Origin of the sequence: Streptomyces sp. NPDC006458 (assembly GCF_040612135.1) — a bacterium.
Classification (GTDB): Bacteria; Actinomycetota; Actinomycetes; order Streptomycetales; family Streptomycetaceae; genus Streptomyces.
Genome location: NZ_JBEXPR010000003.1, coordinates 332,264 through 358,100 on the forward strand (window position 1 = coordinate 332,264; position 25,837 = coordinate 358,100).

Here is a 25,837-nt window from a genome sequence, read left to right on the forward strand (position 1 = left end):
GGTTTGTGCTATTTCCAGGAAGGCAGATCACTGCATGTCCCGCAGGTCCCAGAAGCCGAATCGGCGCTCCTCGTCGCCCCGGCCGTCAACGTCGTCGCCGAGCGAATTCCGGCTTCCGGAAAGCACGACCCCCGCACTTCCCGCCGTCGAGGACTTCGCCGGCCTGGACATGCCCGCGGGGCTGCTGAAGACCCTCACCGCGCAGGGCGTGACCACCCCCTTCCCCATCCAGGCCGCCACGCTGCCCAACTCGCTGGCCGGCCGTGACATGCTGGGACGGGGCCGCACCGGCTCCGGCAAGACCCTCGCGTTCGGTCTCGCGCTGCTGGCCCGCACGGCCGGGCTGCGCGCGGAGCCCAAGGCACCCCTCGTCCTGGTGCTGGTTCCCACCCGCGAGCTGGCCCAGCAGGTGGCGGACGCGCTGACCCCCTACGCCACAGCCGTGAACCTCCGGCTGACCACCGTGGTCGGCGGGCTGTCCATCACCAAGCAGGCCGGTGCGCTCAGGCGCGGCGTCGAGGTGCTCGTGGCTACGCCCGGCAGGCTCAACGACCTCGTGGAACGCGGGGACTGCGTGCTCGACCAGGTACACATCACGGTGCTGGACGAAGCCGACCAGATGACCGACATGGGCTTCCTGCCGCAGATCACCAGGCTGATCCAGCAGGTACGGCCCGACGGGCAGCGGATGCTCTTCTCGGCCACCCTGGACCGCAACATCGACCGCCTGGTGCAGCAGTTCCTGACCGACCCCGTGGTGCACTCGGTGGACCCGTCCGCGGGAGCGGTGACCACCATGGAGCACCACGTGCTCCACATCCAGGACGAGACCGACAAGAAGGCCGTCACCACGCGCATCGCGGCCCGTGACGGCCGGGTCATCCTCTTCCTCGACACCAAGAGGTCCGCCGACCGGCTCGCCAAGCGACTGCTGGCCGTCGGTGTCCGGGCGGCGGCACTGCACGGAGGCCGCTCCCAGCCCCAGCGCAACCGGACCCTGGAGCAGTTCAAGAACGGCCAGGTCACCGCGCTGGTGGCGACGAACGTCGCGGCCCGGGGCATACACGTCGACGACCTCGACCTCGTCGTGAACGTCGATCCCCCGACCGACCACAAGGACTACCTCCACCGGGGCGGCCGCACGGCCCGCGCCGGCGGCTCCGGCAGCGTGGTCACGCTGGTCCTGCCCGAGCAGAAGCGGGATGTGACCCGGCTCATGTCGGACGCGGGCATCCGCCCCCGCACGGCCCGGGTCACATCGAGCGATGCGGAACTGGCCACCATCACCGGCGCCCGCGAGCCCTCCGGCGTGGCTGTCACCATTGAAATCCCCCAGCAGGCGACCCCGCCGGCGTCCCGCCCGGACCGGAAGACCGGTGCCCAGCCCGGCGGGCGATCCGGCCGCCGTCGCCGCAGCGCCGGCACGGCCAAGACGCCGACGGGTGCCGCAACGGGGACGGGGAGCCGTGGCTCCGACCGTCGGGGCGTCGCCGGTGCGACCAAGTCAGGTGCGACCAAGTCAGGTGCGGCCAAGTCCGGTGGCGCCTCTGCGACCGGCGGACGCGGTTCTGCCCGCCGGGCCGGATCCGGCGGGGCCACGGGCGGTGCCGCCGGATCGGGCGGCCGCGGAGCCGAGCGCCGAGGCGGCCGCCGAGGCTCTGCCGGCTAGGAGCCCGACGGGTGCGGTCCGCCCCCAGTGCCTGTGCCGGCACCGGGGTGGGGTCCACGCAGCGTACGCAGCGCACCGAGGGCCATCAGGTCGTTGGCCACGAACACCCCGTCGACGTCCGGCCGCCGGTCGAGCAGTTCGGCCATGGCGCGGGCACCGCTCTGTGTGTCATGCCAGGAGCATCGGCCGACCGGGCGGAGGGCTGGTGCGGGAACGCGCTGGTGTCACCCGGCGTATGTGAGCAGATTTCGGCGGCGCGGTGCACCCCTTCGCGCCCGTTACGGCGCGGGGCGCGCCCCGGGGAGCGGCAGCGGGTCCGCTGCGGGGCGCGACCCGGGGAGTGGCCGCCGGTCCGCTGCGGGGCGCGGCCGTCGGTCCGCTGCGGGGAGTGGTCGCCGGTCCGCTGCGGCCACCGCCCGAGCCGGGCCCGTGGCCTTCACAGGAACCGCCGGATCGGGGCGACCGCCATCTCCTTGGTGCGCTGGAGCAGTGCTCGCCGTCTCCAGCGGGTGAGGTCGATGGCCTCGCTGCGCCGCAGGTCCGCGTCGAAGTCGTGGTCGAGTGCCGCGGTGAACGACTCGTCCAGTACGGCGAGCATGACCTCCTCGTCGTGGTCCATGGAGCGGCGGTTGAAGTTCGTGGACCCGATCAGGGCGGCGACCGAGTCCACGGTGATGATCTTGGCGTGCATCATGGTCGGCCGGTACTGGAAGACCTCCACGCCGGCCTGGAGCAGCCGCTCGTAGTGGTGCTGGCCGGCGAGCTGGCAGGCGCGTTGGTCGGTGTGCGGGCCGGGCAGGAGGATCTCCACGCGCACGCCCCGGCGGGCGGTCCGGCACAGCAGGTCGATGAAGTACGTGTCGGGGGCGAAGTAGGCGGTGGCGAGGCGGAAGCGTTCCTCGGCCGAGGTGAGCATGACCCGGATGAGGGTCTGCATGTCCTGCCAGCCGATGCTCGCGGAGCCGCGCACGACCTGGACGATCGACGAGCCGTCCTGCGCGTGCGGGGCGAACCGGTCGCGCTCGTCGAAGAGTTCCGCGTGGCACTCGGCCCAGTTCTGCGCGAACGCCGCGGCGATGCCGTCCACCGCCGGCCCGCGCACCTGGACGTGGGTGTCGCGCCACTCCCCGGGGCCCCGGGCGTCGCCGCACCACTCCTGCGCGATGCCGACGCCGCCGGTGAACGCGGTGCGTTCGTCGACGATGAGGGCCTTGCGGTGGCATCGGTGGTTCTGCTTGAACGGTGACAGCCAGACGGGCTTGCGGAACCAGGCCACCTGCACACCTGCGGCGTCCATGAGGTCGAGGAGTTCCCGTTCGATCTCCTTGGCGCCGAACCCGTCGAGCAGCAGCCTCACCCTCACCCCCGCGCGGGCCCGCTCGGCCAGGGCGTCGGCGAAGTCGCGGGCGATGCGACCGCGCCAGTAGACGAAGGTCATCAAGTCGATCGTGTGCTCGGCCGAGCGGATCGCGCTCAGCATCGCGGGGAAGATCTCGTCGCCGTTGCGCAGGGGCAGCAGCGCGTTGCCCTCGGTGGCCGCGATGCCGATCAGCCGCTCCAGGCGGCGCCGCAGCGTCCGCACCCGCGTCTGCGCGTCGACTGCGGCGCCACGCACCGGAGCAGCCTCTCTGCCGTCAACGGTCACGCCTCATCTCCTGTCTGTCGCTGGGGGTCGCCGCGGGGTATCGCACCTGACCGTCCCTGGGTTCGCTGTTCGTGGACGGCGGTTCCGGCGGTCACCGCTTCCCGGCGGAGGGCCATATCCGGTGCGTCAGGCGGCTGACGGGGCTCTGTGCGTGCAGCCCGGCCCGACGGCCGAGTACGTACGACGCCCCGCTGAGCGCCGCGGCACCCGCCCCGACGCCGACGGTGATCAGCTTGTGGTGGCCGACCACCGTCCAGGCCGTCCTGGCCACGACGGCACACTGACCCGATGCCGTGACCAGTGCCCGGCGGCCCGTCTCGACGCCCTGGGCCGCCGTTCGAGCGGCCGTGCTCGCGACCCCGGCCACGCGCCCGGTGCCGAACTCCTCGCTCCGTACCGTGTCGTCCGTGGTCGCCGCGGCCTTGTTCGCCGCACGAGCCGCGGGCGCGGACCCCTTCTTGGCCGCGCCCGCGGCGGAGGATCCCTTGTCCGCGGCACCGCCTGCGGACGTGGATCCGTTGCTCGCCGCTCCCCGCGCGTTGGACGCGTTCCGCTTCGTCGCGGACTTGCCGTTCGTCTCAGCGTTGTGTTCAGCCATGGCGCTTCGCCTTGCCCGTCGGCGCCTGCGTAAACGCGCCTCGGTACGGCCGGAAACTGCCGTGCATTCTTTGCGCAGTTGGGGGAAGGCGCCTGCTCGGAAACCTGAACCGCACGGTGAGCAGCAGGGGAGAGAGAACGACGATGACGGCGACGTCAGCGACAGACACCAAGGCCGCACCGGTCGCCGAGCGCGGAGGCGCGCCGGGTGGCGCTCCGGAACTGCCGCGGATCGAGGACGCGTCAGCGGTGGCCCCGCGGGACGCCCGCGAGCTGACCAAGCTGTTCCTGCGGCGCTTGGCGGTGCTGGAGGAGGGCACGCCGGAGTACCAGTACGCGCGCAACACGCTCATCGAGATGAACCTCTCCCTGGTGCGCTACGCGGCAAAGGGCTTCCGCCACAGCGGCGACATGGAGGACATCGTCCAGGTCGGCACCATCGGCCTGATCAAGGCGATCGACCGGTTCGAGCTCTCCCGCGAGGTGGAGTTCGCCAGCTTCGCCGTCCCGTACGTCACCGGGGAGATCAAGCGGTTCTTCCGGGACGCGACCTGGGCCGTCCATGTGCCTCGCCGCCTCCAGGAACTGCGCGTGCGGCTGGCCAAGGCGCGCGAGCATCTGTCCACCCGGCTCGGCCGCGAGGCGACGGTGACGGAACTCGCCGAACACCTCGGCACCGGTGAGGAGGAGATCCTCGAAGGGCTCGTCGCCGCCAACTGCTACACCGCCAACTCCCTGGACGTGCCCACGGACGGAGTGGACCCCGACAGTTCGACGACGTACGCGGATCTGCTCGGAGAGGAGGATCCCGCCCTGGAGATGGTCGAGAACGTGCACGCCCTCGCTCCTCTCCTGCGGGGGCTCGACGAGCGCGACCGGAACATCATCGCCCTGCGCTTCGGACGCGAGTTGTCGCAGGCCGAGATCGGGGCGGAGGTCGGATGCTCCCAGATGCACGTGTCCCGTCTGCTGTCGCGGGCCCTGCGCAGGCTCAGGGAGAACATGCTCGCGTGAACCGGCCGGCCGGTGCGTCCGCCTCCGCGCCCGAGTGTGGGTGGTTTGTGAGGACCGGCGAAGCCGCTTGATCCGTCCACGCGTTGTGCGTGAGGGTGGATGGGCCGTGTCCCCCAGTGGAAGGTGACCGGATCCGCGGAACGCGGTGCGCTGACGGAGTGCGCGGGCATGCTCGCCGAGGCCGTGGTCGAGCGCACCCGGATGCTCACCGCCGAGTGGATCGGGGACAACCGGCACGACGACATCGCGGTCATGGCCATCACCGCCCCGCGAACCTCCCACCTGACAGCGGTCGACGGACACACTCCGGGCAGGTACACCACATGACCGAGACCACCACCGTCCAGGACACGGGACCCACGCCGGCACGCGCCCGCGAGGAGCTGTGGCGAGCGGTGGGCGACCGCGTCGAACACGCGGCGGCAGACGCCGTGTTCACCGCGCTGGAGGCCGGAGCAGGCCCGGAGGAGGTCCTGTTGGGCGTCATCGCCCCCGTACATCGTCGACTTCCTCGCCTGCGCCCTTTACACCGACGACAGCCGTCTCTTCACCGGCTTCCTCGACTGGACCGGCGACATCCTCGAAGCGCGCCGCGTACCCGCGCTCGCCCTCGTTCCCGCCCTGGCCGTCCTGCAGGACGAGCTCAAGGACTTCCCCCGCGCCCTGGACCTCCTCGCCCGGGGGCGCGCCGCCCTGGACGGACGCGGTGGTCGCGCCCCTGTCCCCGTCCCCCGTCACGACGTATGACCGCCGCCCCGGAGAACGCCTTCGAACTGGCCGTGACCCTCGACGACGATGGTGACGCCCACATCACCATCGCCGGTGACCTCGACTGGGAGACCGCCGACGAACTCACCGACGCGGCCCGCGTCCTTCTGAAGGCCGCTCCGCCACCGGGCCGTCTGCGCGTGGACTGCGGCCGCATGACCCTGTGCGACTCCCTCGGGCTGGCCTCCCTGCTCATGATCCACCGGATCGCGACCGCGACCGGGACCCGGCTGCAGCTGGAGAACCGGCCGACCTTCCTGCGGCGTCTGCTGGGCATGACGGGAACCGTGCATCTCTTCGCGGCCCTGGCGGCCGGCCACGGTGCCGGGCCGGAGGACGCGGACGCCGGAGGCGCCCGGTGAAGGGGCCCGGTGAAGGCGCCCGGACACCGCGGACATCGGGTGAACGCCCCCGGGTGCACGACCGGCAGCCGTGCACCCGCTTCCGCACAACGGCCGCCGCTTGTGAGAATGCCATGGTGAACGACGACGTCGAAATCAGTGAAACCATCGTCGACCACGTGCGTTTGGTGCGCATCACGGGCGAACTGGACGCCGACGGGGCCGACATCGCGGCCCACGCCCTCGGCGCGCCGCGGAACGATGCGACGCTCGCCACCGTGGTCGATCTCTCCCCCGTCACCTTCGCGGACTCCGCCTTCCTGCACATGCTGCTCAGCGCGCAGCAGCGGCACGAGGAAGCGGGCCTGCTCCTCGTACTGGCCGCCCTCACGCCGCCCGTGCGACGGCTGCTGGACCTGACCGGCACCGCCCGCAGGTTCGCCGTGGTTCCCGACCTCCCCGCCGCCATGGACCGGGTCCGCGCCCACGACGCCGACCGTGCCCGCCCATGACCCGCCCCACACCGGCACCCGGCGGGGAGCGGCGCGACGGCGAGGACGACGCGGAGGCGCGTGGGGGAGACGACGCGGTTGCCGCGGAACCCGCCATGGACAGGCAGCGACTGCCCGACAGCGCCGCCGCCGCCCGGTCCCGGGTGCGCCACGCGCTCATGGGCCGCCCGGGTCCGGCCCCGGCCCGCGAGGTCGTCGACGACGTGCTGCTCGTCGTCACCGAACTGGTCACCAACGCGCTGCGGCACGGCGGAGGTATCACCGCCTTCGACGTCCTCCACGACGGCGACACCGTCACGCTCCGGGTCGGCGACGCCTCGACCACCCCGCCGCGTACGGTGCCGCGCACCGACCCCGCCGCACCGGGCGGGTTCGGCTGGCCGCTCGTGCAACGACTCTGCCGACGCGTCACCGTGACCGCCGCGGCGGACGGCAAGACCATCGAGGTCGTCATGGGGACACTCGGTCGGCAGGTGTAGGCACCGCGGGTCGGACCGATCCGGTGTCGGGCGCGGCCGATCGGTGCGGCAGAGCCGGCCATCGGCCCGTTTCCAGGTGGCCGTGCGGTACCGGCCCGCGCAGGAGGAGCGACTGGTGGGCGGCGACTGGTACGACACGTTCGTGCTGCCGTCCGGGCCGGTACTGCTGTGCGTGGGCGATGTCGCCGGGCACGGCATCGAGGCCGCGACCAGCATGGTCGTCCTGCGCAACGCGCTGCGCGGCGCATCCGCCTGGGGTGACGCCTCTCCGGGACACGCATTTCGGGTCGGTGGTCATACGCGCACGTGCAGAACGCAGACGTCGTCCCGGCGGGTGTGGGAGGTGATCAGAGCGTCCAGGATTCCGTCGAGGGGGCGCGTGCTGGTGCCGCACGCGGCCGCGGTCCGGGCCAGGCGGGCGAGGCCCTCGTCGATGATCTCACCCGGCGTCTCGACCAAACCGTCGGTGTAGAGCAGCAGTTGGTCTCCGGGCTGCAGACGGATGGTGGAGGTGGCGTAGTCCGGCTCCGCCGTGGCGCCCAGGAGGACACCTTCGGACGCGGGCAGGTAACTGGCCTCGCCCTGCCGGACAAGCAGGGGCGGCGGGTGACCGGCCTGCACCCAGGCGAGCGTTCCGGTCGCGGGCTCATAGCGGGCCATGATCATGGTGGCCGTGCTGAAGCCCCGCTCGGAGCTGTGCAGGAGAAGGGTGTTGAGCCGGGCGAGGATCGTGGTCAGCGGTGTGCCCGTGATGGCCATGCCCTTGGCGGTGAAGCGCAGTTGGGCCATGGTGGCCACCGCGTCCAGCCCGTGCCCGGCGACGTCGCCGACGACGAGCAGCGCGTCTCCGTCCGGCAGTTCGATGGCGCTGTACCAGTCGCCGCCGACGTCGACTCCCTCCTGCAGGGGACGGTAGGCGACGTCGATGGTGAGCCCGGCCTTGTGCATGGACTGGTGCGACAACGGCAGCAGGGCGTGCTGAAGGCGGGCGGCGAGAGTGCGTTCGGCGGTGAGCATGGTCCGGTGCGCGTGGACGGCTCGCTCGCGTTCCCTGAGCAGCCGTTCGGCCTGCTTGGCGGCGGTGAGGTCCTGGAAGAAGCCGTGGACCTCGACGGGGTCGCCGTTCACGTCCGACTCGGCCTCCGCGACGAGGCGGACGTGCCGGATCTCCTCCCCGGGGGTGGAGACGCGGAAGGTGTGATCGACGGCTTCGCCGTCCCTGAGAAGGCGCCGCACGCTCCCGCCCAGCGCGGACAGGTCCTCGGCGACGACATGGGCGGGCAGCTCCTCCAGCGGGATCGGGCCGAGGGCCGGTTCCCTGCCGAGGATGCTGTAGACCTCCTGCGACCAGGTGGTCGAGTTCGACACCAGGTCCCAGTCCGCCCACCCCATCCGTGCCAGCCGCCGCATCGCCGCCAGTCGACGCTGCTCCCGCTCCCCGCTGTCCAGCCGGACCCAGGAGACGATCAGCCCGTCCTGGCAGGGCGCCGCCCGGACCGCGAACCGGGACAGCCGCGGAATCCCGGCGATCACCTCCTGATACTCGAACGGCTCTCCCTCGTAGCGGACCTTGGTCTTCAGCGCACGGACATACCCGCGCCACAGTGCTGTGCCGTGGACCGTCGGATACGTCTCCCTGATGCTCAGTCCCACGAGTTCCTTGCCCCGGCGTGCACCGATGTCCAGCGCGTCGGGGGACGCCGCGGTGATCTCGAAGTCCTCGGCCTCACCATCTGGGCCGAACCGCGGCTGAAGGAAGATCGTGGAGCCGGGGAGGCCGTCGAGTACGTCCTGGACCGCGGACGCCGCCGGGAAACGGGCCGGGTTCACTTCGGGTGTCCGCTGCGGGCGGGGCACGGAGCGGCCCCAGGAGCGGACACCGTCGTCGCCGAGGCCAGCGGGTTCCGTCATGCCGTCGCCGCCCGGCTCAAGTGCTTCCCGCTCTCCGCCCCTCATGGCACGAGCATCGCACGGACGGGCCGCACCCCGACAGAGATCAACGGGTCCGGCCACCGGGAGGCCGTTGCCCGGGGAAGCCGCGGGGCAGGCAGACGAGGGGGGAACACACCTGCCTGCCCCTGCTGAGCGACTGCCCCCTCGGACCAGCGGCAAACGGACTTCCTCCGGTTGTGATGCCAGGCCGCGAGCGCCTTGTGCAGAGCTCAGGGCCATCGCGGTGGATGCCGTGGTCCTACTCCTGGCGGTTGTGCTGGGCGCGGGTGCGGGCGGTGGGGCTCGGACGCCGTCCGGGAGCGGACCGGCCGGGCCGGCCAGGCCGTTCTCGCGCGGCCTCCTCCAGAACATGGCAGGGATGTTCTCGCCCAGGGCGGTGGTGTCCTCGGCGATACGGCTCGGACGCGCGGCGCGCCGGGGACGACGGTGGTGGCCGCCGGGTGGGCGAGGCAGAACCGCAGGGCAGCCGCCTTGATACCGACGCCGTGCCCCTCGGCCGACGCGCCTTCGGCTTCCCGACGCGCCCGACGATCTCGGCCGGTGCCCGCTGGTACGAAGTGGGTGCCGCCCGCGAGGACGCCGAAGCTGCAGGGCCCGCCGAGTCCCCGGACCGGCGGCTCCATGGACGACGAGACCCCAGACCGGCAAGCTCCACGTACGACGAGTCCCCGACCCGCGACCCCACGGATCGACGAGACCCCCGACCGGCACGCTCCACAGACGACGAGACCCCAGACCAGCAACCCCACGGATCGACGAGACCCCAGACCCACGACCCCACGGACGACGAGTCCCCGGCGGCTCCGCGGGCTTCGGACGGTGCGTGGCGATCACGGCCGCCACCGCGGCCGCCCACCCGCCGCCGCGATGCCGCCGAGCCCGGTTCGCCGGTCGGCTGCTCTTTCTGTCCGTGCATATTTCGGGCGTATCGTCGGAGCATGACAGACGGGTGTTGCGGATTCCTGGAGACAGCCCTGGTCGGCCCGCCCGGGGCGCCGTGGGGTCGCGGGCCGTACCCGCTCGTCGAGGCCGCGCCGATGGCACCGGCCGGTCGCGGTGGCTGCCCGTCCGCGCCGATGGGAATGTGCGGTGTCCGGCCGTGATGCGAGGCCCGATGGTGACGGGCTGCTGGACGAGACGCTGGCGGACAGCGTGCGCCGCTGCGGGGCCTCGGCGGGCGGGATCTACCTGCTGAACGAGGCCGCGCAGGTGCAGGAACTCGTCGTGCTGTGCGATGTGCCCATGGAAGCGGCCCGGCCGTGGCAGCGGCTGAGGCTGAACACGGCCGTCCCGGTCAATGACGCCGTGCGCGAGGACCGCCTTGTCTGGGTCGGAACCCAGGCCGACATGGCCCGGACCTATCCACATGCCGCCGCGAGCCTGCCCTACCGCTTCGCGCTCGCCGCGGCACCTCTGCAGGGCAGGCGCCGATGCTGGGGCGCGCTGATGCTGCTGTGGCCAGCCAGCCACCCCGCCGACGCCACCCGCCGCGAGCTGGGCCACATCAACTCCGCCGCACGGCGCATCGCCCGCGTGATCGAGGAGGCTCCCGAACCGCCCGCCGTTCCCGATCAGCCTCGCCTCACGTCGGTCGCCGAGGTCGCCCACTCGCACGGCGGGCAGTCGTCCCAGGCCGCCGCGGACCATCTCGACCGCCTGCCCGAAGGAGCCCTGAGTATGGACCTTCAGGGCCGGATCGTCTTCGTGAGCAGAGCGGCGGAATCGCTGCTCGGCCTCGACGCGGGCCGACTGCTGGGCACCCGGCCGTGGCAGTCCCTGCCCTGGCTCGAGGACGCGGTGGTCGAGGACCGCTACCGCACCGCCGTCATCAGCCGCGACCCGGTCGCGTTCACCGCCTTGCGCCCGCCGCGCACCTGGCTCGACTTCCGGCTCTACCCCGACGCCAGCGGCATCAGCGTACGCATCACCCGTGGCACGGCACCCGAACGGGATCGGCCCGTTCCCGCCGTGCCACATGAGTCCGCGGCTCCGGCACGTACCGCGCAGGCCGGGCGGCTGTACCAACTGGTCCATCTGGCAGCCGCGCTGACCGAGACGATCGCCGTCCGCGACGTGGTCGACCTCATCGCCGACCAGGTGCTGCCCGCCTTCGGCGCCGACGGCCTGGTCCTGTCCGCCGCCGACGCGGGCCGCCTGAGGATCACCGGGTATCACGGCTACGACCCGCGGACGATCGACCGGCTCGACGGCCTGCCCCTGGACACCGACGTCACCCCCGCCGGACAGGTGCTCGCGGACGGCACGCCGTCCTTCTTCGCCAGCCCCGCCGAAATGGCCCGCCGCTACCCCAGCGCTCCCCGGCTCAGCGGCAAGCAGGCGTGGGCCTTTCTCCCGCTGATCATCTCCGGCCGGCCCGTCGGCTGCTGCGTCCTCTCCTACGACCGGCCGCGCCCCTTCAGCGCCGACGAACGCGCCGTGCTGACCTCACTCGCCGGACTGATCGCCCAGGCACTGGACCGGGCTCGGCTCTACGACGCCACCCGTGACCTCGCCCACGGCCTCCAGCAGGCCCTCCTGCCGCACAGCCTGCCCACCCTGCCGGGCCTGGAGACCGCCGCCCGCTATCTGCCCGCCAGCCGCGGCATGGACATCGGCGGCGACTTCTACGACATCATCCGCATCGACGCCACCAACGCCGCGGCCGTCATCGGCGACGTCCAGGGCCACAATGTGCCGGCCGCCGCGCTCATGGGCCAGGTCCGCACCGCCATCCACGCCTCCGCCGGCGCCTCGCCCGACCAGGTCCTCGCCCGCACCGACCGGGTCCTCGCCGACCTGGAGACAGATCTGCTCGTCTCCTGCCTGTACGCGCACATCGACCTGACCCGCCAGGAAGCCGTCCTGGCCAGCGCGGGGCACCCGCCGCCTCTCGTGTACCACCCCGCCCTGACGCCCGGCCCGGTGGAACTCGACCCCGGCCCCCTCCTCGGCGTCGACCCCGGCCTTTCCCACCCCCTCACCGTCCTGCCCCTCCCCCCGGGAACAACCCTCGCCCTCTACACCGACGGGCTGACCGAGACCCCGGGGTCCGATCCGGACCAGGCGGCGAACGCCCTCGTCCGCCAACTTTCCCGGCACAGTGGGCACAGCCTCGACCGGCTCATCGATTCCCTCCTCCACCACGCCCGCCCCACCGGCCACTACACCGACGACATCGCCATCCTCCTGCTGCGCACTCACCCGCTGTCCCGTTGACGCCGACGGTCGCCCGCAACGGACGGCAGTGCGTCGCGGTGGGTCACGCGGCTCCCCGCGCTGGTGCGGGCACCGGGCGCGTGGTGGTCCGGTGCGGGCGCGATGCGTGGGCGACGAGGAAAAGGAACGCTCCGCAGGCGGCGACGACGGCCCATCCCGGACGGGACGCGTGGGCGAGCCCCGCCGGGCCGGTGTTCGCGACCAGACCACCGGCGACGGCGATGCCGAGCGCGGCGCCCAGTTGGCGTGCCGTGGACGTGATCGCCCCGGCCACCCCGGCACGGGTGGGAGGCAGTCCGCTCACCGCGGTGTTGGTGATCGGGGCGTTGGCGAAGCCGAACCCGGCCCCGAAGAGCAAGTAGGCCGACAGGAGCAGCACCACGCTCGTGTGCCGGCCGAGTCCGGCCAGGAGGAGTCCGCTGACCGTGATGCAGCCGCCGGCCAGGGCGAGCGGCAGCCGCGCTCCGAGGCGACCGACCAGACGGCCGGCCAGGGGTGCGCAGACAGTGGCGCCGACGGCCATGGGCAAGGTCGCCAGCCCCGCGGCGAACGGCGTCCATCCCCGGGTCAGGGCAGCGTCCTCGTGCCCCTGACGCAGTACCCGGGCCGGGTGCAGGTGTTCAAGCAGGTACTGGCTCCCCGCGAGCCGAAACTGGTGACCCACGACGGCTACGAGTGGCTCTACGTCCTCGCGGGCGAGCTGCGCCTCATCCTCGGGAGCAGCGAACTCACCCTGCGCCCTGGGGAGGTGGCCGAGTTCGACACCGGCGAACCGCACTGGTTCGGTCCGGCGAACACAAGCCCCGTGGAGATCCTGCACCTGTTCGGACCACGCGGCGACCAGGCCGTCGTTCGCGCGAGGCCGCATTGACCAGGCCCTGACTGACGGACGCGGCCGAGTACCGCCTCCCGCGCAGGGGCTGTGCCGTTGACGTCGCAGCCCCTCCGCCGGGGGACGACGCACTGCCCGAGCCCGCGGGCGCGCCGCGGGCAGCCCCGCACTCCGGGGTCGATCTCAGTGCGCCCACCGCCCGGGTCCGTCGGCCGGGACCCGTTCGCGTGCGTGCAGGTGGTACACGTGGAAGGCCCGTCCGATCACCGGCTGAGCCACATTGCGCACACGCACACCCCTGCTCGTCAGTCCGTGTTCCGTGCCGGCGTGGGCGTGGCCGTGCACCGCCAGATCGGCGCCCGCCGTGTCGATGGCCTCCGCCAGCAGATAGCTGCCCAGGAACGGATAGATCTCCAGCGGCTCCCCGGCGAGTGTGTCCGGCACGGGAGCGAAGTGCGTCAGCGCGATCCGTACGTCGCAGTCCTGCCCGTCGAGGCGCTCCAGCGCCTTGCGCAGACCTTCCGCGCTGCGACGGGTGCAGCGGACGAACTCCTTCATCACCGGCTCACCGAACTCCCCTGCGCTGCGGCCGACGAAGCCGCCGCCGAAGCCCTTGACGCCGGCCACCCCGATTCGGCCGTGCGCGCATTCCACCACCGTCTCGGTCCCCTCCAGGACCCGGGCGCCGCCGTCGCGCAGGATCGCCATCACCTCTTCCGGCTGTTCGTCGTGGTGGTCGTGATTGCCCAGTACGGCCACCACCGGCACGCCCAGGTCCTTGATCTCCCGCGCCACCACCCGTGCCTCCTCGGGCGTGCCGTGCCGGGTCAGGTCACCGGCCAGGAGCAGGACGTCGGCGCACTCCCCCAGGGTCTCGAAAGCGGGCCGCAGCGTGCCCTGGCTCTCGGGTCCCAGGTGGATGTCTCCGACGGCCGCGATGCGGATCATGTCAGCTCCTCAGCATCGTCCGGGGTCGACGCCGGGGCGACCACCAGGTCACAGTGCACGGGCAGCTCGCTGAGCGCCTCTCCCACGATCCGCTCCACCTCGTCGCGGTAGTGCGCGGACGGCACGCTCCCGGTCACGAGCACCGAGTCTCCGTGCATCACGACCTGAACGCCGAGCTCGGCCAGTGGACCGTCCGCGAGGCGCTCGCGCAGGTGGGCGACGCGGTAGTCGAGGTTGCTCATGGCCGCTCCTCCTGCGGCGCGATCACGCCGAGACGTTCCACAAGGAACAGGAACGCGGCGGGCATCGGCTCCTCACCGCACTCGCGCCGCACCTGCTGCCAGTCGATCTTCTCCCTCAGCGCGCGGGCGACGGGCAGGACCGAGCCGAAGTCGCAGTAGTGCTCGGAGAACGCGGAGAGCAGGCTCGTCACCAGGTCCGTGGGAGCCAGGACCGGCATCCGCACCGAGTCCACCGATATCTCCGTGGCGCGGTCGAGCAGTTCGGTGGTGACGGGCCGGTGCGCCAGCCGGAAGATGAGGTCGACGTCCTGCCCGAAGCACTCGGTCTTCAACAGCCAGTCCTCCGGGGGCGTCCACACCTGCAGCCCGCCCCCGCGCAGCGTGGCCGCCACCGTCTCGGCGTCCTCCGCGCGGACACAGAAGTCGGCGTCGTGCTGCAGTCCGGCACTCGTGCCGTGGGCGTACGCGGCGACGCTGCCGGCCAGCGCGAAGCGGTGTCCTCGCTGCTTGAGCAGGGCCCCCACCTGTTTGGCGGCCTCCAGGATCGCCTGCGTCCGGTCCCTCGGCAGGTCCTGTCCCCCGGGCTCCTCGGTCGGCACCGGGTCTCTCGCCGCCGTCGCCAGCCGAAGCTCCGTGGCTCCCCCGCGCTGGGCGGCCGGATCGTCGGCGTACTCCGTCATGACCACTCCCTTCGGCTGCGGGGCTGGCCCGTCCCTTCGGCTGCGGGGCTTCCGCCACGCACAAGGCGAGGCGCGTATCGCGGGCCAAGTACCCGGAGCGCACCCATCGACACCGAGTCGGAGGACACGCGTGGACGGCGTCAAAGCCGTAGATCTCGCCGCCGAGGTGCTCCATACGGGTCGTCCCGCCCGCGGTGGCTTCGGTCGGAGCCGGCTCGAGCCGGGCTCGGCGATGGCGAAGTCGGCGCGGCCGTCAGGGAGTTCGGCGGGCCGCTGGTCAGTTGCCGTCGACCGTCGGCGCGGGTGCGCCCAGCGCGGTCTGGCGCTCGGCCTCGTCCCTGGCCAGCATCGACAGCAGGGAGGCCACCTTCAAGCCCGCCTCGGCGGGGTGGCGCAGCACCTTGCTCGGGTCGATGCTGTAGCGGTTCGTGCGCCCGTGGCGGGTGTGGGAGAGGTAACCGTCCTGCTCAAGGTCCGAGATGATCTTCTGGACGGCGCGTTCCGTGAGGCGGCAGCGGGCCGCGATGTCACGGACCCGCACGTTGTGGTTGTCGGCGATGCTGGCCAGGACGCGTGCGTGACTTGTCAGGAACGTCCAGCCTGTGTGCGGCTCGGGAACTCCGTCGACTCCCACCATGACCCACAGCGTACGGCCGCTTGTTCACGCTGGCAAAAACACGAAAAGAATTTCGCGTATGTCTTGATGTGTCTTGATGCCCGACAGCCAGGGTCGGCCCGCGGGGACAGCAGGGACATCCGGGCCGAGGGCCCGACAGCGCGGACGACGGACTGCTCCCGACCGAGGTGGTACACCTCCGTCGCGCGCGCCGCGAACCCGCCCGCACATCGATCTGTCGCGCCCGGTCCGGAGGCAGCTCACCGCAGGCCTCGCCGCGGCCCGCCGGACAGGCGGAAAGACGGACAGCCGGACAGGCGGACGGGCGGACAGGCGGACGGGCGGACAGGCGGACGGGCGGACAGGGAGGGTCGGACAGGGAGGGACAGGCGGACCACAGCAGGGGCGGGAGTGTGCGCCAAGGCGGGGGTGTGCGTAGGCGCGGGAGTGTGCGTAGGCGCGGGTTCAGTCCTCGCCCCTGACGATGTTCCACTCGGCGCTCGTGCGCTTGGCGGGCGAGGCGCTCTCGTCCACGACGGCGGCGACGCACATGCGCATCCCCTCCCGCCGCAGGCGGCGTGCCTTCGCCCAGCCGGTCCGCGCCACTCGGAGGGCCGGCTTCTCTGCGATTCGACTGGTCACCGCGTGTCATCTTCTCTCTGCGGATTGCCTGTCCACCGAGTGGCCTCGACCTGTCCCGCCCAAACGTCGACGTGATCGACGACGCGAGTCGATGGCCGAGTCCCGGCACACGGCCGGAGTGTTGCCCAGATGCTCGGCCACTTCCCGGACACCGGGTCAACCGTCCGCCTCCGGCCGGAACTTGAGCCTGTGCGCGACGACGTCACGGGCCACCTCGGACACCGTTGCCTCCTCCACGAAGGCGCGCGCCCGCATCCGGTCCAGAGCGTCCGCGGGGTCGACGCCGAGCTGCACCATCACCATGCCGATCGCCTGGTAGACCTCGCCGTGCTCGGCCTCCGATGCCGCCACCCACGCGACCATCCCGTCGTCGGGCGCCCGGCCGGTGGCCGCGTCGCGGGAACGGAGCTCCATCAGAGCGCCCATGATCGCGTCCCGTACCCACTGAGCGACGGCCAGATCGCGCTCCGAGAGCCCACCGGGCCGGTCCCGATAGAGATCGAGGGTGCCGATCGCGGATCCGCCCGCCCCCAGCGGCAGCGAGAACACGGCTCCCACCCCCAGCTCGACCGCTTGCCGTGCGAAGATCGGCCACCGTCTGCTGTCCGGTCCGTCGGCGAGATCCGCCGCCAGTACGGGAACGGCGCCGTCCAGCGCCGCCCGACAAGGGCCGTCGCCCACGGTGTACTGCGCCTCCGCCAGTTGTGCCGCGACCTCGTCGCTGGCGCACCAGACCGCCCGTACCGTGGATCCGCCGGAGATCGAGACGGACGCGCCCGTGACCGGCAGCAGCCCGACACAGGCGCGGCACAGTGCCTGGGGCACCCGTACGGGTTCCACACCAAGGGTCGCGGCGGAGAGCACCTCGATGACGCGGCGCCGTTCCGCCGCCTCAGCGGGTTCCCCGCCGCCGGGAGACCGCGCGGAGGAATCAGAGGGCATGGCCCACCGTCTCCCCGCCGTCGACCGTCACCGAACGCCGCGCGATGTGCTCACGCATCACCGCCTCCACGTGCCGGGCGGCCCTCGTCACGCGGTCGTTCTCCAGGTGGTCCCGCCGGCCCGCGCGTCCTGAGTCGACTGCCACGGCCATGGCCCTTGCCCCTTCCTTCGCCCCTGAGCGCACACCCGCCGGGTACCCGCCCGGCGGAGCGGCAACGAACGCTCAAGTCGTGCTGGTCCAGCGTGGCGTGGCGGACTCTGGTGATCCGGTCCGCCGCGGGCCGTACCGCACCCGTCGGTCAACGGCCGAGGGCGTTCTCCAACTGCTTCTTGGACATCGAGGAGCGGCCGTGGACGTCGCGCTTCCTGGCCTCCTCGTACAGCTGGTCCTCGGTCGGTCCCCGCGCGCCGCCGTGCGAGCGCTCGCCGCCGCGCCGGGAGGCGGACCTGGGGTCACGGAGGGGTGCCCCGGCCGCCGAGGATTCGACTTCCCCGGCCGCTTCGCTCGTATCGGATGTCGGTCGGCCACCGGGTTCCCCGAAGCAGCGGCCCGACCCGCCCGCGGCCCTCGGGCACGGAACGGCCTCGGTCCGGCCCTTGGCCGGCAGACGGCCGGCCCGCTCCTCACCGATCACGCGCGGCGGGGCCGGACAGCGTCGCCGACCTGCGGCGCGACGCATTCCGCGACGACGAGCGAGCCCTTCCGCTCCCCGGTTCCGGCGGACCCCGGGCTCTGGCGGGTGTTTTTTGCTTGCCACCACTCCATTTGCTTGCCACTACTCCAAAGGAGGGCAAAGCTGGTCATGGACGGCCGGAAGGGCGGCTGGTCATGGACGGCCGGAAGGGCGGCCGGGAATTCCGGAAAGGTCAGCCGTATGTCTCCACGAGAGCATGCGGAGTCGCTCGGCGGAGCCGACGCGCAACGCGGTGTGGAACTCAGCGTGCGCGCGGTGGCCGACGGCGTGGATGTCCTGTGCCTGTCGGGCATCCTCGACACCGACGGCGCCGCCACGCTGCCGCAAGACCTGGCTCCTCACATGGAGCGCGCTGCCCGCACGGGTCGGCGGCTCGTCCTGGACCTCTCCGATCTCCGGCTCGTCAGCGCGGCAGCCGTCCAGGCCCTCGACCTCCTGCACACCCGCCACCTCGACCAGGAACCGGTCCTGGTGATCGCGAGTGCTGCCGCCGTGCGGGAGCTGTTCACGCTCGCCCCACCACCGGGTCTGCGGGTGCATGCCAGTCTCGGCGCCGCGCTGGCGCAGCTGGCCGTCGAGACGCCCGCGATTGCGGACCCGGTCGACGACGCGGTGACGGCGCGCGAGGAGCTGCGGACCGAGGTGTTCGGCCTACGGACCAGGGCACGGACCGGCGCGGTGATCGGCATGGCCCAGGGAATCCTGCTCGAACGGTATCGACTCGCCGATTCCGGAGCGGCCTTCGACCTGCTGCGTACGGCCTCCCAGCGGTGCAACGTGCCCTTGCGGATCGTCGCCTCGGCCGTCGTGACGGCCCCGGCGCCCACGGCAGGCTCGGCCGAGTGGTTCCCCGGCCGCCGCCCGACACCGCCGCCCCGGCCCGGCCTGCTCGGCTGCTCCGCACACCACATGCACGACCGCAAGTACGTACTGCGCGTCCTCGTCTACGACGCCGTGACACTGTCGGACGCGGACGCCGGGGAAGTGCATCTGCCCGATCGCGCCCTGGGCAGTCACCTGATCCTTGAGGCGCAGTCCGGCCTGGACGCCGCCTACCGCGATCACCTCGCACTCGTGAGCGGTACGCCGGCCCTGGCCGCACGCGCCCGGGAACGGAGAGAGCCGGTGTTCGTCGCCGACATCGCCGACGACGTCGAACTGGCCCGGTCCGAGGCAGGGCAGGCCGCGCTCGCCGTCGGCAGCCGCGCGCAGTACGCCGTACCGGCGATGGCCGACAGCCGCGAGTGTGTCGGTGTCATCGGCGTCCACCGCGGTCGGCCCGGCTCATGGATGACCACCGCCCAGCGCACGGCCCTGGGCATCCTCGCGGACGACCTCGCGGCGTGGCGTTCCTGGTACCGGCGCACCGTAGTCCTCGATGCCCTGGAACACATCCACACGTGCGCCGTTCTCCCCGGCTGAGGAGCTCGAGCGCCGCGTGTGTGAACCGCGCCCCGACGGGCTACCCGGACCTCAAGGGTTGAGAACACAGCCCACGGAAGTTCCCCAGGGGCCGCTGCTCCTGGGGAACGCTTCGTCGCCGTCCTGATGTGCGGCGTCACGGCGCTCTGTGCCCCGCTCGGGGTGTGCGGGGCGGGCCGGCCGGCTCCAGGACGGTCGCGGCGACGGAGCGCCCTCGGTCCGCCACCGCGATCCCCGCCGTGCCGTCCGCGCCGAGCCGGCCCCGGACGGCGACCTCCCGGGCGCCGCCCTCCGTCCGGCGCGACCGGCGGTCCCCGATCCTGGGGCCGGGCACGTCGTTCCGTCAGAGCGTCGAACCCGGGTCCCCGGGCCGGATGCGTCCGCGCCAGCCGGCGCCGTCGCCGCCGCCGCCCTCGACGTAGTCCTTGAAGCGGCGCAGGTCGCCCTTCACCCGCCGGTCGATCAGGCCCAGCGCGTCCGCGCCCTTCTCGGCGAGGCCGGTGGGCTCGACGTCCATCGTGAGCTCCACCCGGGTGTGCGTGTCGTCGAGGGGCTCGAACCGGACCGATCCTCGCTGGTGGGTGTCACCGCCGACGGACCGCCAGGTGATCCGGTCGTCGGGCAGCTGGTCGACGATCTCCGTGTCGAACTCGCGCCGCACCCCTCCCATGCTGGTGACCCAGTGATTGTGCCGGTCGTCGAGCTGAGTGACCTCCTCGACGCCCTCCATGAAGTGCGGGAACTCCGCGAACCGGGTCCACTGGTCGTACGCCCTGCTCAGCGGAACCTCCACCTCGACCGCTTCCTTGACCGTGCTCATGGATCCTCCTCGTCGGTTGCCCACGGGGCAGACCGCCTTGGACAGGCTGGTGCTCCCCGTCTGTGCCGACGCTCCGAGTACCCGGGAAGGCCGTACGAAGACAGTTCGTCCGGCTGGCGGCCGAAAGAAGTCGCCCGGCGCCCGGAGCGGTCCGGGCGCCGGGCGGCCGCCACGGCTCAGCGGATGTCGTCGGGGTCGAGGTCGGTTCCGACGACCAGGGTCACGCTGTCGGGGGCGGCGCCCGTGTCCTGACCGGCTCGCGCGCCGGGCACCCGGGAGGTGAGCACCTCGGCCTGCTTCTCCAGGCCCTGCGGGTGGCTGACCGTGGTGCGGGTGGTCCTGTCGGCGTTGCCCGTACCGACGACGGTGAAGCCCGCCTGGCGCAGCTTCTCGGCGACATCGGCGGCGCGGCCCGGGACGCCGGTGCCGTTGAGGACCTGGACCCGCACGGATGAGGCGTAGAGAGGGTTCCCCGCGTCCGCCTCCAGCCGCTTCTTGTCGACCTCCTTGTCCTTGGCGAGGGAGGTGAACAGGTCGGCGGCCTGCGGGTACCGCCACACGATGTTGGCCCTGTCGGTCGGCACGTCGGCCTCGCGCGGGTAGTTCGGCACGGTGAGGAACGTCAGACGATCACGGGGGATGCCCTTGAGCTCGGAGGCGAGGCCGTACAGCGGTTTGATGCCGGCGAGGTCCTCATCCGTGGTGAGGGACTTGGTCGCGGACCGCAGGAAGCCGTACAGCGCGTTCGGGCTGGTCAGTTTCGACTGTGCCTTCTCGGCGAGGGCCTGCATGAACTCCTGCTGGCGGCCGATGCGTCCGGTGTCGGAGCCGTCGCCGACGCTGTAGCGGGCGCGGACGTAGCCGAGCGCGGTCTCGTCCTTGACGGTCTGGCAGCCGGCTTCCAGGTCCAGGTGGGCCTTGCTGTCGTGGATGGCCTCCTCGGGGCAGACCTCGATGCCGCCGAGGGCGTTGACCATGCCTTTGAAGCCCTGGAAGTCGACGGACATGAAGTGGTCGATGCGCAGGCCGGTGTTGGCCTCGACCGTCTTGATCGTGCACGCCGCGGCGTCGGCGATCTCCCCGCTCGCGCCGCCGAGGGCGAACGCCTCGTTGATCTTGAAGTGGTGCGGATCGGACGTGGTGCCGTCGCCCGTGTCGCACGCGGGTATCTCCACCCACGAGTCCCGGGGCAACGACACGATCGTGGCCCACTCACGGTTCGCCGGGATGTGCAGCACCATCAGCGTGTCCGACTGCATGGTGGTCAGCTTCTTGCCGCCGTACTTCGCGTTGGCCCCGGCGCGGCTGTCGGAGCCGACGACCAGGATGTTCTTCGAGCCGGGGCTGAGGTTCTCGGGGCGGTCACCGCCGAGCTTGGAGTCCACGTCCGCGCCATTGATGTTGCCGTCCAGGTCCTGGTAGACCCAGGCGCCGACGCCGGCGACGCCGAGAACGAGCGCCGAGAACGAGCCCACGCTCCAGATCAGGACCCGCCCCCGGCGCGGCTTCCCCACCCCGGCCGAAGCGCGCCGCCTCCCCGTACCGCTCACTGATGCCCCCTGATGGCGTTGTGTGTCGTGCTCGGTTGCCAGCCCTCGTATCCATCGAACGGATGAACTCTACGTTCAAGTAGTTATACGAGGGGAAGAGACGAGAGCCTCACGACGCCTGGGCCGGGGCGGGGCCGAGAAGGGCGGCAGCTGTCGCGCTCAGAGGAGTTGACGCGCGGCAGGCCATGCCAGGCGGTCGCACCGAGCGGGGGCACTTCCCCTATCCGTCTGGGGGCCGGCGGTTCCATCCGCGGACGTTCTTGTCATCAGGCGCACCCCGCCGAGGATCGAGGGCGCCTTGTCGCGCGTCGGGGATGTGCCCAGGCCGGCGCCCCTTCGATCCCAGTGCCGAGGCGGTGATCAGCGTCAGGGATGGCAGGCGCATGGCACCCGCCGCATCATGGATACGTAGGCGGATGGGCCGCCTCCCGTCGCGAGGAACAGCCGCGAGGCCGCCACGGCCATGCAGGTGTACCGGGAACGGGGTGGCGATGACAACGACCCTGGAACTGCAGATCTGCCAGCTTCCCTCGGGTGAGTACGAGGTGCGGGTGGTGAAGGCTGCCGCCGGCGGGGAAGCCCGGGCGCCCCTGAGTCTCGATGTCGGCGAGTTGCTGAGGCAGCGCCCCACACTGCAGGACAAGGTGCTCGCCTCCTCGGGTGCGGTGCGTCGCATCGTGCCGGAAAGCGAGCAGCTCGTACAGCAGGTCGGACGACAACTGTTCGACGCACTGTTCGACGGACCGGTCTGGGGGAGCTACCGGGAGAATCTCAGCGTGGCGCGGGAGCGGCAGGATCGGCTACAGATAGTGCTGCGGCTGGACTCACCGGAGCTGACGCTCCTGCCCTGGGAGACGCTGTTCGACCCGCAACAGAACACCTACATCTGCCGACACGAGCCGATGGTTCGGCACCTCTTCGCCTCTCAGACACCCGATTCCCTGCCGGTGGAGCCACCCCTGCGCATCCTGGTGGTGATCGCCTCTCCCCGTAAACTCCCCTCGCTGGACACCGACGCCGAGCGGGAGCGACTGGAGAACGCGCTCGCAGCCGAGCGCCGCGCCGGCCGAGTCGAGCTGGTCTGGCTGACCGACGCCAACTGGGACACCCTGCACCTCAGCCTCATGGACGGCCCATGGCACGTGGTCCACTTCATCGGGCACGGTGACTACGACGACACCTCCGAAGAGGGGTTGATCGCACTGGTGGGCGAGGGTGGCACCGCACACATGGTTCATGCTTCGGCCCTCGCGACCCTTCTCGGGGAGGCAGTGCCCGCACCTCGGCTCGTGGTGCTGAATTCCTGTTCGTCCGCCCAGGGCGAGGGTCGAGACGGGTTCTCAAGCGTGGGAGCCGCCCTCGTCTACGGCGGAATCAGCGCGGTGGCAGCCATGCAGTTCGCGGTCACCGACCAGGCTTCGGTGCGCTTCGCCCAGGGGTTCTACACCGCGCTGGCCCATGGACGTTCAGTAGACGATGCCGTCAAGAGCGGACGCATTTCCATACTCGGCATGAGTCACTCGCTGGAGTGGATCACTCCCGTGCTCTACGTGCGAGGCGAGGCCGGTCTTTTGTTCACCATGCCCAAATCGTCGAAGCCGCCCACTCAGCCGCCGCCAAGAGATTCCCAACACAGCGCCCAGGCGCGCAAACTCTATGTGAATTCCAGGGCTGAGCTCCGCATCGGCAACCCCGACAAGGCCGTCGAGCTCCTGGACGAGCTGCTCAGCCTCAACCCGAATCACAGCGACGCCATCATGCTGCGCACGCAGGCAGCCGACCAAGCACAGGCCCTCGAACTGTACGACCGGGCAGTAGAGGCGGAGAAGGCCGGTCAATGGTCGGAAGCGATCGACAGCTATGAGCAGATCCTGCAGAAGGTTCCTGAATACAGGGATGTCCTTGCTCGACGCGACCGGTGCCGCGACCGGGAGCGCATACAAGACCTCCAGGACGAACTGCGGCACCACGCAGAAGCACAACGATGGCAGACCGTCCTCGAAGTCAGCGAAGAACTCGACCAGATCGACCCCACCACGACCGACCCCGACGGACTGACCACACGTGCACGCCAAGTGGTCGCCCAGGCAGCACAAGCAGCACAACTGGAAGTCCTGTACACCAGCGCCCGCGCGGCCGAACAATCGGAGAACTGGGCCACCGCAGTCGACAGTTACGCACAGATCCTGCGGAACGACCCCCAATACCGGGACGCCCTCTCACGGCACAACCACTGCCGCGACCAGCAACGTATGGAACACCTCCGGGACGAACTGCGGCACCACGCAGACGCACAGCGGTGGCAGTCCGTACTTGACGTGAGCGAAGAACTCAGCCAGATCGACCCCACCTCGACGGACCCCGATGGCCTGACGACACGCGCACGCCGAGAACTGATCCAGGCGGCGCAGGCAGCACAACTGGAAGACCTTTACGACAGCGCCCGCGCGGCCGAACACTCCAAGGACTGGGCCACCGCGATCGCCCGCTACGACGAGCTCACCAGTGTGGCCGGCGAATACAGGGACAGTACGCTGCGACGCAGTAGGTGCCTGGAACGTCTGACTCACGCCGAACGACTCTCCGACAGCGGCGACGCGCCGCCTGTCCACCCGACCAAGGCCGGTGAGATCGCGGCGCCTTGTGGTGCCCTGGCATGGGCGTCCAGCGGGTGGTCCATCGCGGTCAACCTGTTGACTGATCCACGGATTCGCCTGTACGACATGGCCGGTGACGAGCGGTTGAACATAAAGACCTCGAACAAGTGGGCCCCTTACGTCCTGGCGTTCAGTCCGGACGGCACACGGCTGGCCAGCCAGGGACGAAAAGGGGCCACCGTATGGGACGCCGACACAGGCGGAAGTGTCCTTCAACTTCTCATCCGCCAAAGGGTGACCGCGGCAGCTTTCAGTTGGGACGGCAGCCTCATCGCCACGGGTACCTATGACTCCGCCTGCGTCTGGGACGCCGAAACCGGCGAGGAACTCTTCCGAACCGAGCAGCGCGCGGTCAAGGCGGTGACCTTCAGCCCGGACGGAAGTCGACTGGTCGTCGCCGATCAGCTGGGGCTGCATGTGTGGCGCCTGAGCACCGCACTGAAGATCTTCGAGGATCGCAGAGGGTTTCTGGGCGCTGTCGCGTACAGCCCGGACGGCAAACGCGTCGCCACCGGCAGCACGGACAACAAGGCCCACCTGTGGACTTCGGGGCAGGTCGAGGAACTGGCCCACGACGGGCCTGTCACATCGGTGGCGTTCGACCCGAGCGGCACTCGTCTCGCCACCGGCAGCGAAGATCACTCAGCACGTATCTGGGACACGGCCGACGCGCACCTGATCTGCAAAATCCTGCACGACGATCCTGTCAATTCGGTGGCGTTCAGCCCCTACGGCACCCGTCTCGCCACCGGCACCCGGAATACCGTCACGCTGTGGACGTTTCGTTGATTTCTGGCGGGCGTCGAGGAAATCGGAGGGTCACTCATGGGGCGACTAGTTGAATTCCCCGTCGATGACGGCAGTACAGTGCTCGTCGAAGTGAGTGACCATCCAACCGGAGTGGTGACGCGCGGAATTCGCGCACCCGAGGTCGCCGATCGCGCCAAGCGCTCCTTCGAGGACGCCATCTACCGGGTGCAACCCGCCATGCACGCGGTGGTCGCCCATATACGATCGGCTGCGCAGTCCCCCGACGAGATCCAGGTCGCCTTCGGGCTCAATCTGCACGCGGAGGCCGGTGCGTTCATCGCCGCCGCGAGCGCCACCGCCAATTTCACCGTCACGCTCACCTGGCACCGAAACGAGTCGGGACCCTCCGAAGAGGGCCCCGACTCAAGCATTCCCGCCGACCGCGAATGAACAGGACGCTTCCACCTGCGACACGACGACACGCGCGTACCGAACCGCTAGATGACGTTGTGGGAGAACCAGCGGTGGGAGCAGCTGTCACACTTGCGGTCGTCGCCTTCAGACCATCCCTCACACACCGTGCAGATCAGGCAGTTGATGACGACCGTTCCATTCCCCAGGCCCGCGGCCTTCAGGCGGGACATGGCCTCCCTGCGCACGTCTTCCACCTGCCCGCGCAGCTTTTCCAGGTCGTCCGCGTTCTCCTTGAGCGCACGCTTCTGCGCGTCGGTCAGGTCGGTGTAGAGATCCACTGAGCCTTTTCCATCTTCACTCTGAGCTGGCCAGATGCAGGGTGAGGACGGCTTGGACGAGGCTGGTGATGCGGGTGGTCGAGCAGCGGAGCTTG

The 25,837-nt window shown here is 71.0% G+C and carries 24 protein-coding genes and 5 pseudogenes; 13 read left to right on the forward strand and 16 right to left on the reverse strand.

The annotated features are described in order from the left end of the window. The first annotated feature begins 34 nt into the window (after positions 1–34). Positions 35–1,669, forward strand: coding sequence for a DEAD/DEAH box helicase (locus ABZZ79_RS06790; protein WP_356687182.1), 1,635 nt, complete (start codon positions 35–37; stop codon positions 1,667–1,669). A 56-nt stretch (positions 1,670–1,725) separates the two neighbouring features. Here the strand turns inward: ABZZ79_RS06790 and ABZZ79_RS06795 are convergent. From ABZZ79_RS06795 to ABZZ79_RS06805, 3 genes and pseudogenes are all read right to left on the reverse strand, one after another. Beyond that, positions 1,726–1,833, reverse strand: a pseudogene (locus tag ABZZ79_RS06795) (LacI family transcriptional regulator); the annotation flags it as partial. A 272-nt stretch (positions 1,834–2,105) separates the two neighbouring features. Continuing rightward, positions 2,106–3,284 carry a phospholipase D-like domain-containing protein gene (locus ABZZ79_RS06800; protein WP_356687184.1) on the reverse strand — a complete coding sequence of 393 codons (1,179 nt, stop codon included), beginning with the start codon at positions 3,282–3,284 and terminating at the stop codon, positions 2,106–2,108. 121 nt (positions 3,285–3,405) lie between these two features. Beyond that, entirely contained in the window at positions 3,406–3,912 is a 507-nt protein-coding gene (locus ABZZ79_RS06805) for a hypothetical protein (RefSeq protein ID WP_356687186.1), read from the reverse strand. Positions 3,913–4,055: 143 nt separating this feature from the next. Between ABZZ79_RS06805 and ABZZ79_RS06810 the strand changes: the two genes are divergently transcribed. From ABZZ79_RS06810 to ABZZ79_RS06840, 7 genes and pseudogenes are all read left to right on the forward strand, one after another. Beyond that, entirely contained in the window at positions 4,056–4,925 is an 870-nt protein-coding gene (locus ABZZ79_RS06810; RefSeq protein ID WP_356687188.1) for a SigB/SigF/SigG family RNA polymerase sigma factor, read from the forward strand. A gap of 141 nt (positions 4,926–5,066) precedes the next feature. Then, positions 5,067–5,252: pseudogene (locus tag ABZZ79_RS06815) on the forward strand (serine/threonine protein phosphatase); the annotation flags it as partial. Positions 5,253–5,420: 168 nt separating this feature from the next. Then, a pseudogene (locus ABZZ79_RS06820) lies at positions 5,421–5,672 on the forward strand (cobalamin-binding protein); the annotation flags it as partial. Continuing rightward, positions 5,669–6,055: an STAS domain-containing protein gene (locus ABZZ79_RS06825; RefSeq protein ID WP_356687190.1), complete on the forward strand. Its 387-nt coding sequence runs from the start codon at positions 5,669–5,671 to the stop codon at positions 6,053–6,055. The pseudogene ABZZ79_RS06820 and the gene ABZZ79_RS06825, both read left to right, overlap by 4 nt. A 113-nt stretch (positions 6,056–6,168) precedes the next feature. Further along, positions 6,169–6,546, forward strand: coding sequence for an STAS domain-containing protein (locus ABZZ79_RS06830; RefSeq protein ID WP_356687192.1), 378 nt, complete (start codon positions 6,169–6,171; stop codon positions 6,544–6,546). Continuing rightward, entirely contained in the window at positions 6,543–7,025 is a 483-nt protein-coding gene (locus tag ABZZ79_RS06835) for an ATP-binding protein (RefSeq protein WP_356687194.1), read from the forward strand. The genes ABZZ79_RS06830 and ABZZ79_RS06835 overlap by 4 nt, the downstream gene beginning before the upstream one ends. A gap of 73 nt (positions 7,026–7,098) precedes the next feature. Beyond that, a pseudogene (locus ABZZ79_RS06840) lies at positions 7,099–7,269 on the forward strand (SpoIIE family protein phosphatase); the annotation flags it as partial. Between the two features lie 50 nt (positions 7,270–7,319). On the opposite strand, the gene ABZZ79_RS06845 reads toward ABZZ79_RS06840, so the two are convergent. Next, on the reverse strand, positions 7,320–8,981 hold the full coding sequence (locus tag ABZZ79_RS06845; protein ID WP_356687196.1) for a SpoIIE family protein phosphatase: 1,662 nt from the start codon (positions 8,979–8,981) through the stop codon (positions 7,320–7,322). Positions 8,982–10,067: 1,086 nt separating this feature from the next. Here ABZZ79_RS06845 and ABZZ79_RS06850 point away from each other — a divergent pair. Further along, the gene (locus ABZZ79_RS06850) at positions 10,068–12,194 is read left to right on the forward strand and encodes a SpoIIE family protein phosphatase (protein ID WP_356687198.1); all 2,127 of its coding nucleotides are present in this window, start codon (positions 10,068–10,070) and stop codon (positions 12,192–12,194) included. A 43-nt stretch (positions 12,195–12,237) separates the two neighbouring features. Here the strand turns inward: ABZZ79_RS06850 and ABZZ79_RS06855 are convergent, their stop codons facing one another. Further along, entirely contained in the window at positions 12,238–12,717 is a 480-nt protein-coding gene (locus tag ABZZ79_RS06855) for an MFS transporter (RefSeq protein WP_356687200.1), read from the reverse strand. 60 nt (positions 12,718–12,777) lie between these two features. Here ABZZ79_RS06855 and ABZZ79_RS06860 point away from each other — a divergent pair, with 60 nt between their 5' ends. After that, the gene (locus tag ABZZ79_RS06860) at positions 12,778–13,065 is read left to right on the forward strand and encodes a cupin domain-containing protein (protein WP_356687202.1); all 288 of its coding nucleotides are present in this window, start codon (positions 12,778–12,780) and stop codon (positions 13,063–13,065) included. A 144-nt stretch (positions 13,066–13,209) separates the two neighbouring features. Here ABZZ79_RS06860 and ABZZ79_RS06865 read toward each other — a convergent pair whose 3' ends face one another. The 8 genes and pseudogenes from ABZZ79_RS06865 to ABZZ79_RS06900 all read right to left on the reverse strand — a co-directional run. Then, positions 13,210–13,974 carry a metallophosphoesterase gene (locus ABZZ79_RS06865; protein ID WP_356687204.1) on the reverse strand — a complete coding sequence of 255 codons (765 nt, stop codon included), beginning with the start codon at positions 13,972–13,974 and terminating at the stop codon, positions 13,210–13,212. Then, positions 13,971–14,216 (reverse strand): hypothetical protein, encoded by a 246-nt coding sequence (locus ABZZ79_RS06870; RefSeq protein ID WP_356687206.1) that lies wholly within the window; start codon positions 14,214–14,216, stop codon positions 13,971–13,973. The genes ABZZ79_RS06865 and ABZZ79_RS06870 overlap by 4 nt, the downstream gene beginning before the upstream one ends. Next, on the reverse strand, positions 14,213–14,896 hold the full coding sequence (locus tag ABZZ79_RS06875) for a nucleotidyltransferase family protein (protein ID WP_356687208.1): 684 nt from the start codon (positions 14,894–14,896) through the stop codon (positions 14,213–14,215). The genes ABZZ79_RS06870 and ABZZ79_RS06875 overlap by 4 nt, the downstream gene beginning before the upstream one ends. A gap of 277 nt (positions 14,897–15,173) precedes the next feature. Then, complete coding sequence (locus tag ABZZ79_RS06880; protein ID WP_356687210.1) at positions 15,174–15,533, reverse strand: helix-turn-helix domain-containing protein; 360 nt, start codon at positions 15,531–15,533, stop codon at positions 15,174–15,176. A gap of 444 nt (positions 15,534–15,977) precedes the next feature. Next, the gene (locus tag ABZZ79_RS06885; RefSeq protein WP_356687212.1) at positions 15,978–16,154 is read right to left on the reverse strand and encodes a hypothetical protein; all 177 of its coding nucleotides are present in this window, start codon (positions 16,152–16,154) and stop codon (positions 15,978–15,980) included. A 156-nt stretch (positions 16,155–16,310) separates the two neighbouring features. Beyond that, positions 16,311–17,096: a GAF and ANTAR domain-containing protein gene (locus ABZZ79_RS06890; RefSeq protein ID WP_356687214.1), complete on the reverse strand. Its 786-nt coding sequence runs from the start codon at positions 17,094–17,096 to the stop codon at positions 16,311–16,313. Next, complete coding sequence (locus ABZZ79_RS06895; protein ID WP_356687216.1) at positions 17,086–17,247, reverse strand: hypothetical protein; 162 nt, start codon at positions 17,245–17,247, stop codon at positions 17,086–17,088. The genes ABZZ79_RS06890 and ABZZ79_RS06895 overlap by 11 nt, the downstream gene beginning before the upstream one ends. A gap of 148 nt (positions 17,248–17,395) precedes the next feature. After that, positions 17,396–17,575, reverse strand: a pseudogene (locus ABZZ79_RS06900) (plasmid stabilization protein); the annotation flags it as partial. A gap of 396 nt (positions 17,576–17,971) precedes the next feature. Here ABZZ79_RS06900 and ABZZ79_RS06905 point away from each other — a divergent pair. Then, on the forward strand, positions 17,972–19,213 hold the full coding sequence (locus tag ABZZ79_RS06905; RefSeq protein ID WP_356687218.1) for an ANTAR domain-containing protein: 1,242 nt from the start codon (positions 17,972–17,974) through the stop codon (positions 19,211–19,213). A gap of 343 nt (positions 19,214–19,556) precedes the next feature. Here ABZZ79_RS06905 and ABZZ79_RS06910 read toward each other — a convergent pair whose 3' ends face one another. Together ABZZ79_RS06910 and ABZZ79_RS06915 are read right to left on the reverse strand one after the other, a co-directional pair. Further along, complete coding sequence (locus ABZZ79_RS06910) at positions 19,557–20,033, reverse strand: SRPBCC family protein (RefSeq protein WP_356687220.1); 477 nt, start codon at positions 20,031–20,033, stop codon at positions 19,557–19,559. Between the two features lie 176 nt (positions 20,034–20,209). Then, complete coding sequence (locus ABZZ79_RS06915) at positions 20,210–21,520, reverse strand: LCP family protein (RefSeq protein WP_356687257.1); 1,311 nt, start codon at positions 21,518–21,520, stop codon at positions 20,210–20,212. A gap of 554 nt (positions 21,521–22,074) precedes the next feature. Between ABZZ79_RS06915 and ABZZ79_RS06920 the strand changes: the two genes are divergently transcribed. Both ABZZ79_RS06920 and ABZZ79_RS06925 read left to right on the forward strand, forming a co-directional pair. Next, complete coding sequence (locus tag ABZZ79_RS06920) at positions 22,075–25,029, forward strand: CHAT domain-containing protein (RefSeq protein WP_356687222.1); 2,955 nt, start codon at positions 22,075–22,077, stop codon at positions 25,027–25,029. A gap of 90 nt (positions 25,030–25,119) precedes the next feature. Further along, positions 25,120–25,440, forward strand: coding sequence for a CU044_2847 family protein (locus ABZZ79_RS06925; RefSeq protein WP_356687224.1), 321 nt, complete (start codon positions 25,120–25,122; stop codon positions 25,438–25,440). A 47-nt stretch (positions 25,441–25,487) separates the two neighbouring features. On the opposite strand, the gene ABZZ79_RS06930 is transcribed toward ABZZ79_RS06925, so the two are convergent. Further along, positions 25,488–25,742, reverse strand: coding sequence for a hypothetical protein (locus ABZZ79_RS06930; protein ID WP_356687226.1), 255 nt, complete (start codon positions 25,740–25,742; stop codon positions 25,488–25,490). Between the last annotated feature and the right edge of the window lie 95 nt (positions 25,743–25,837).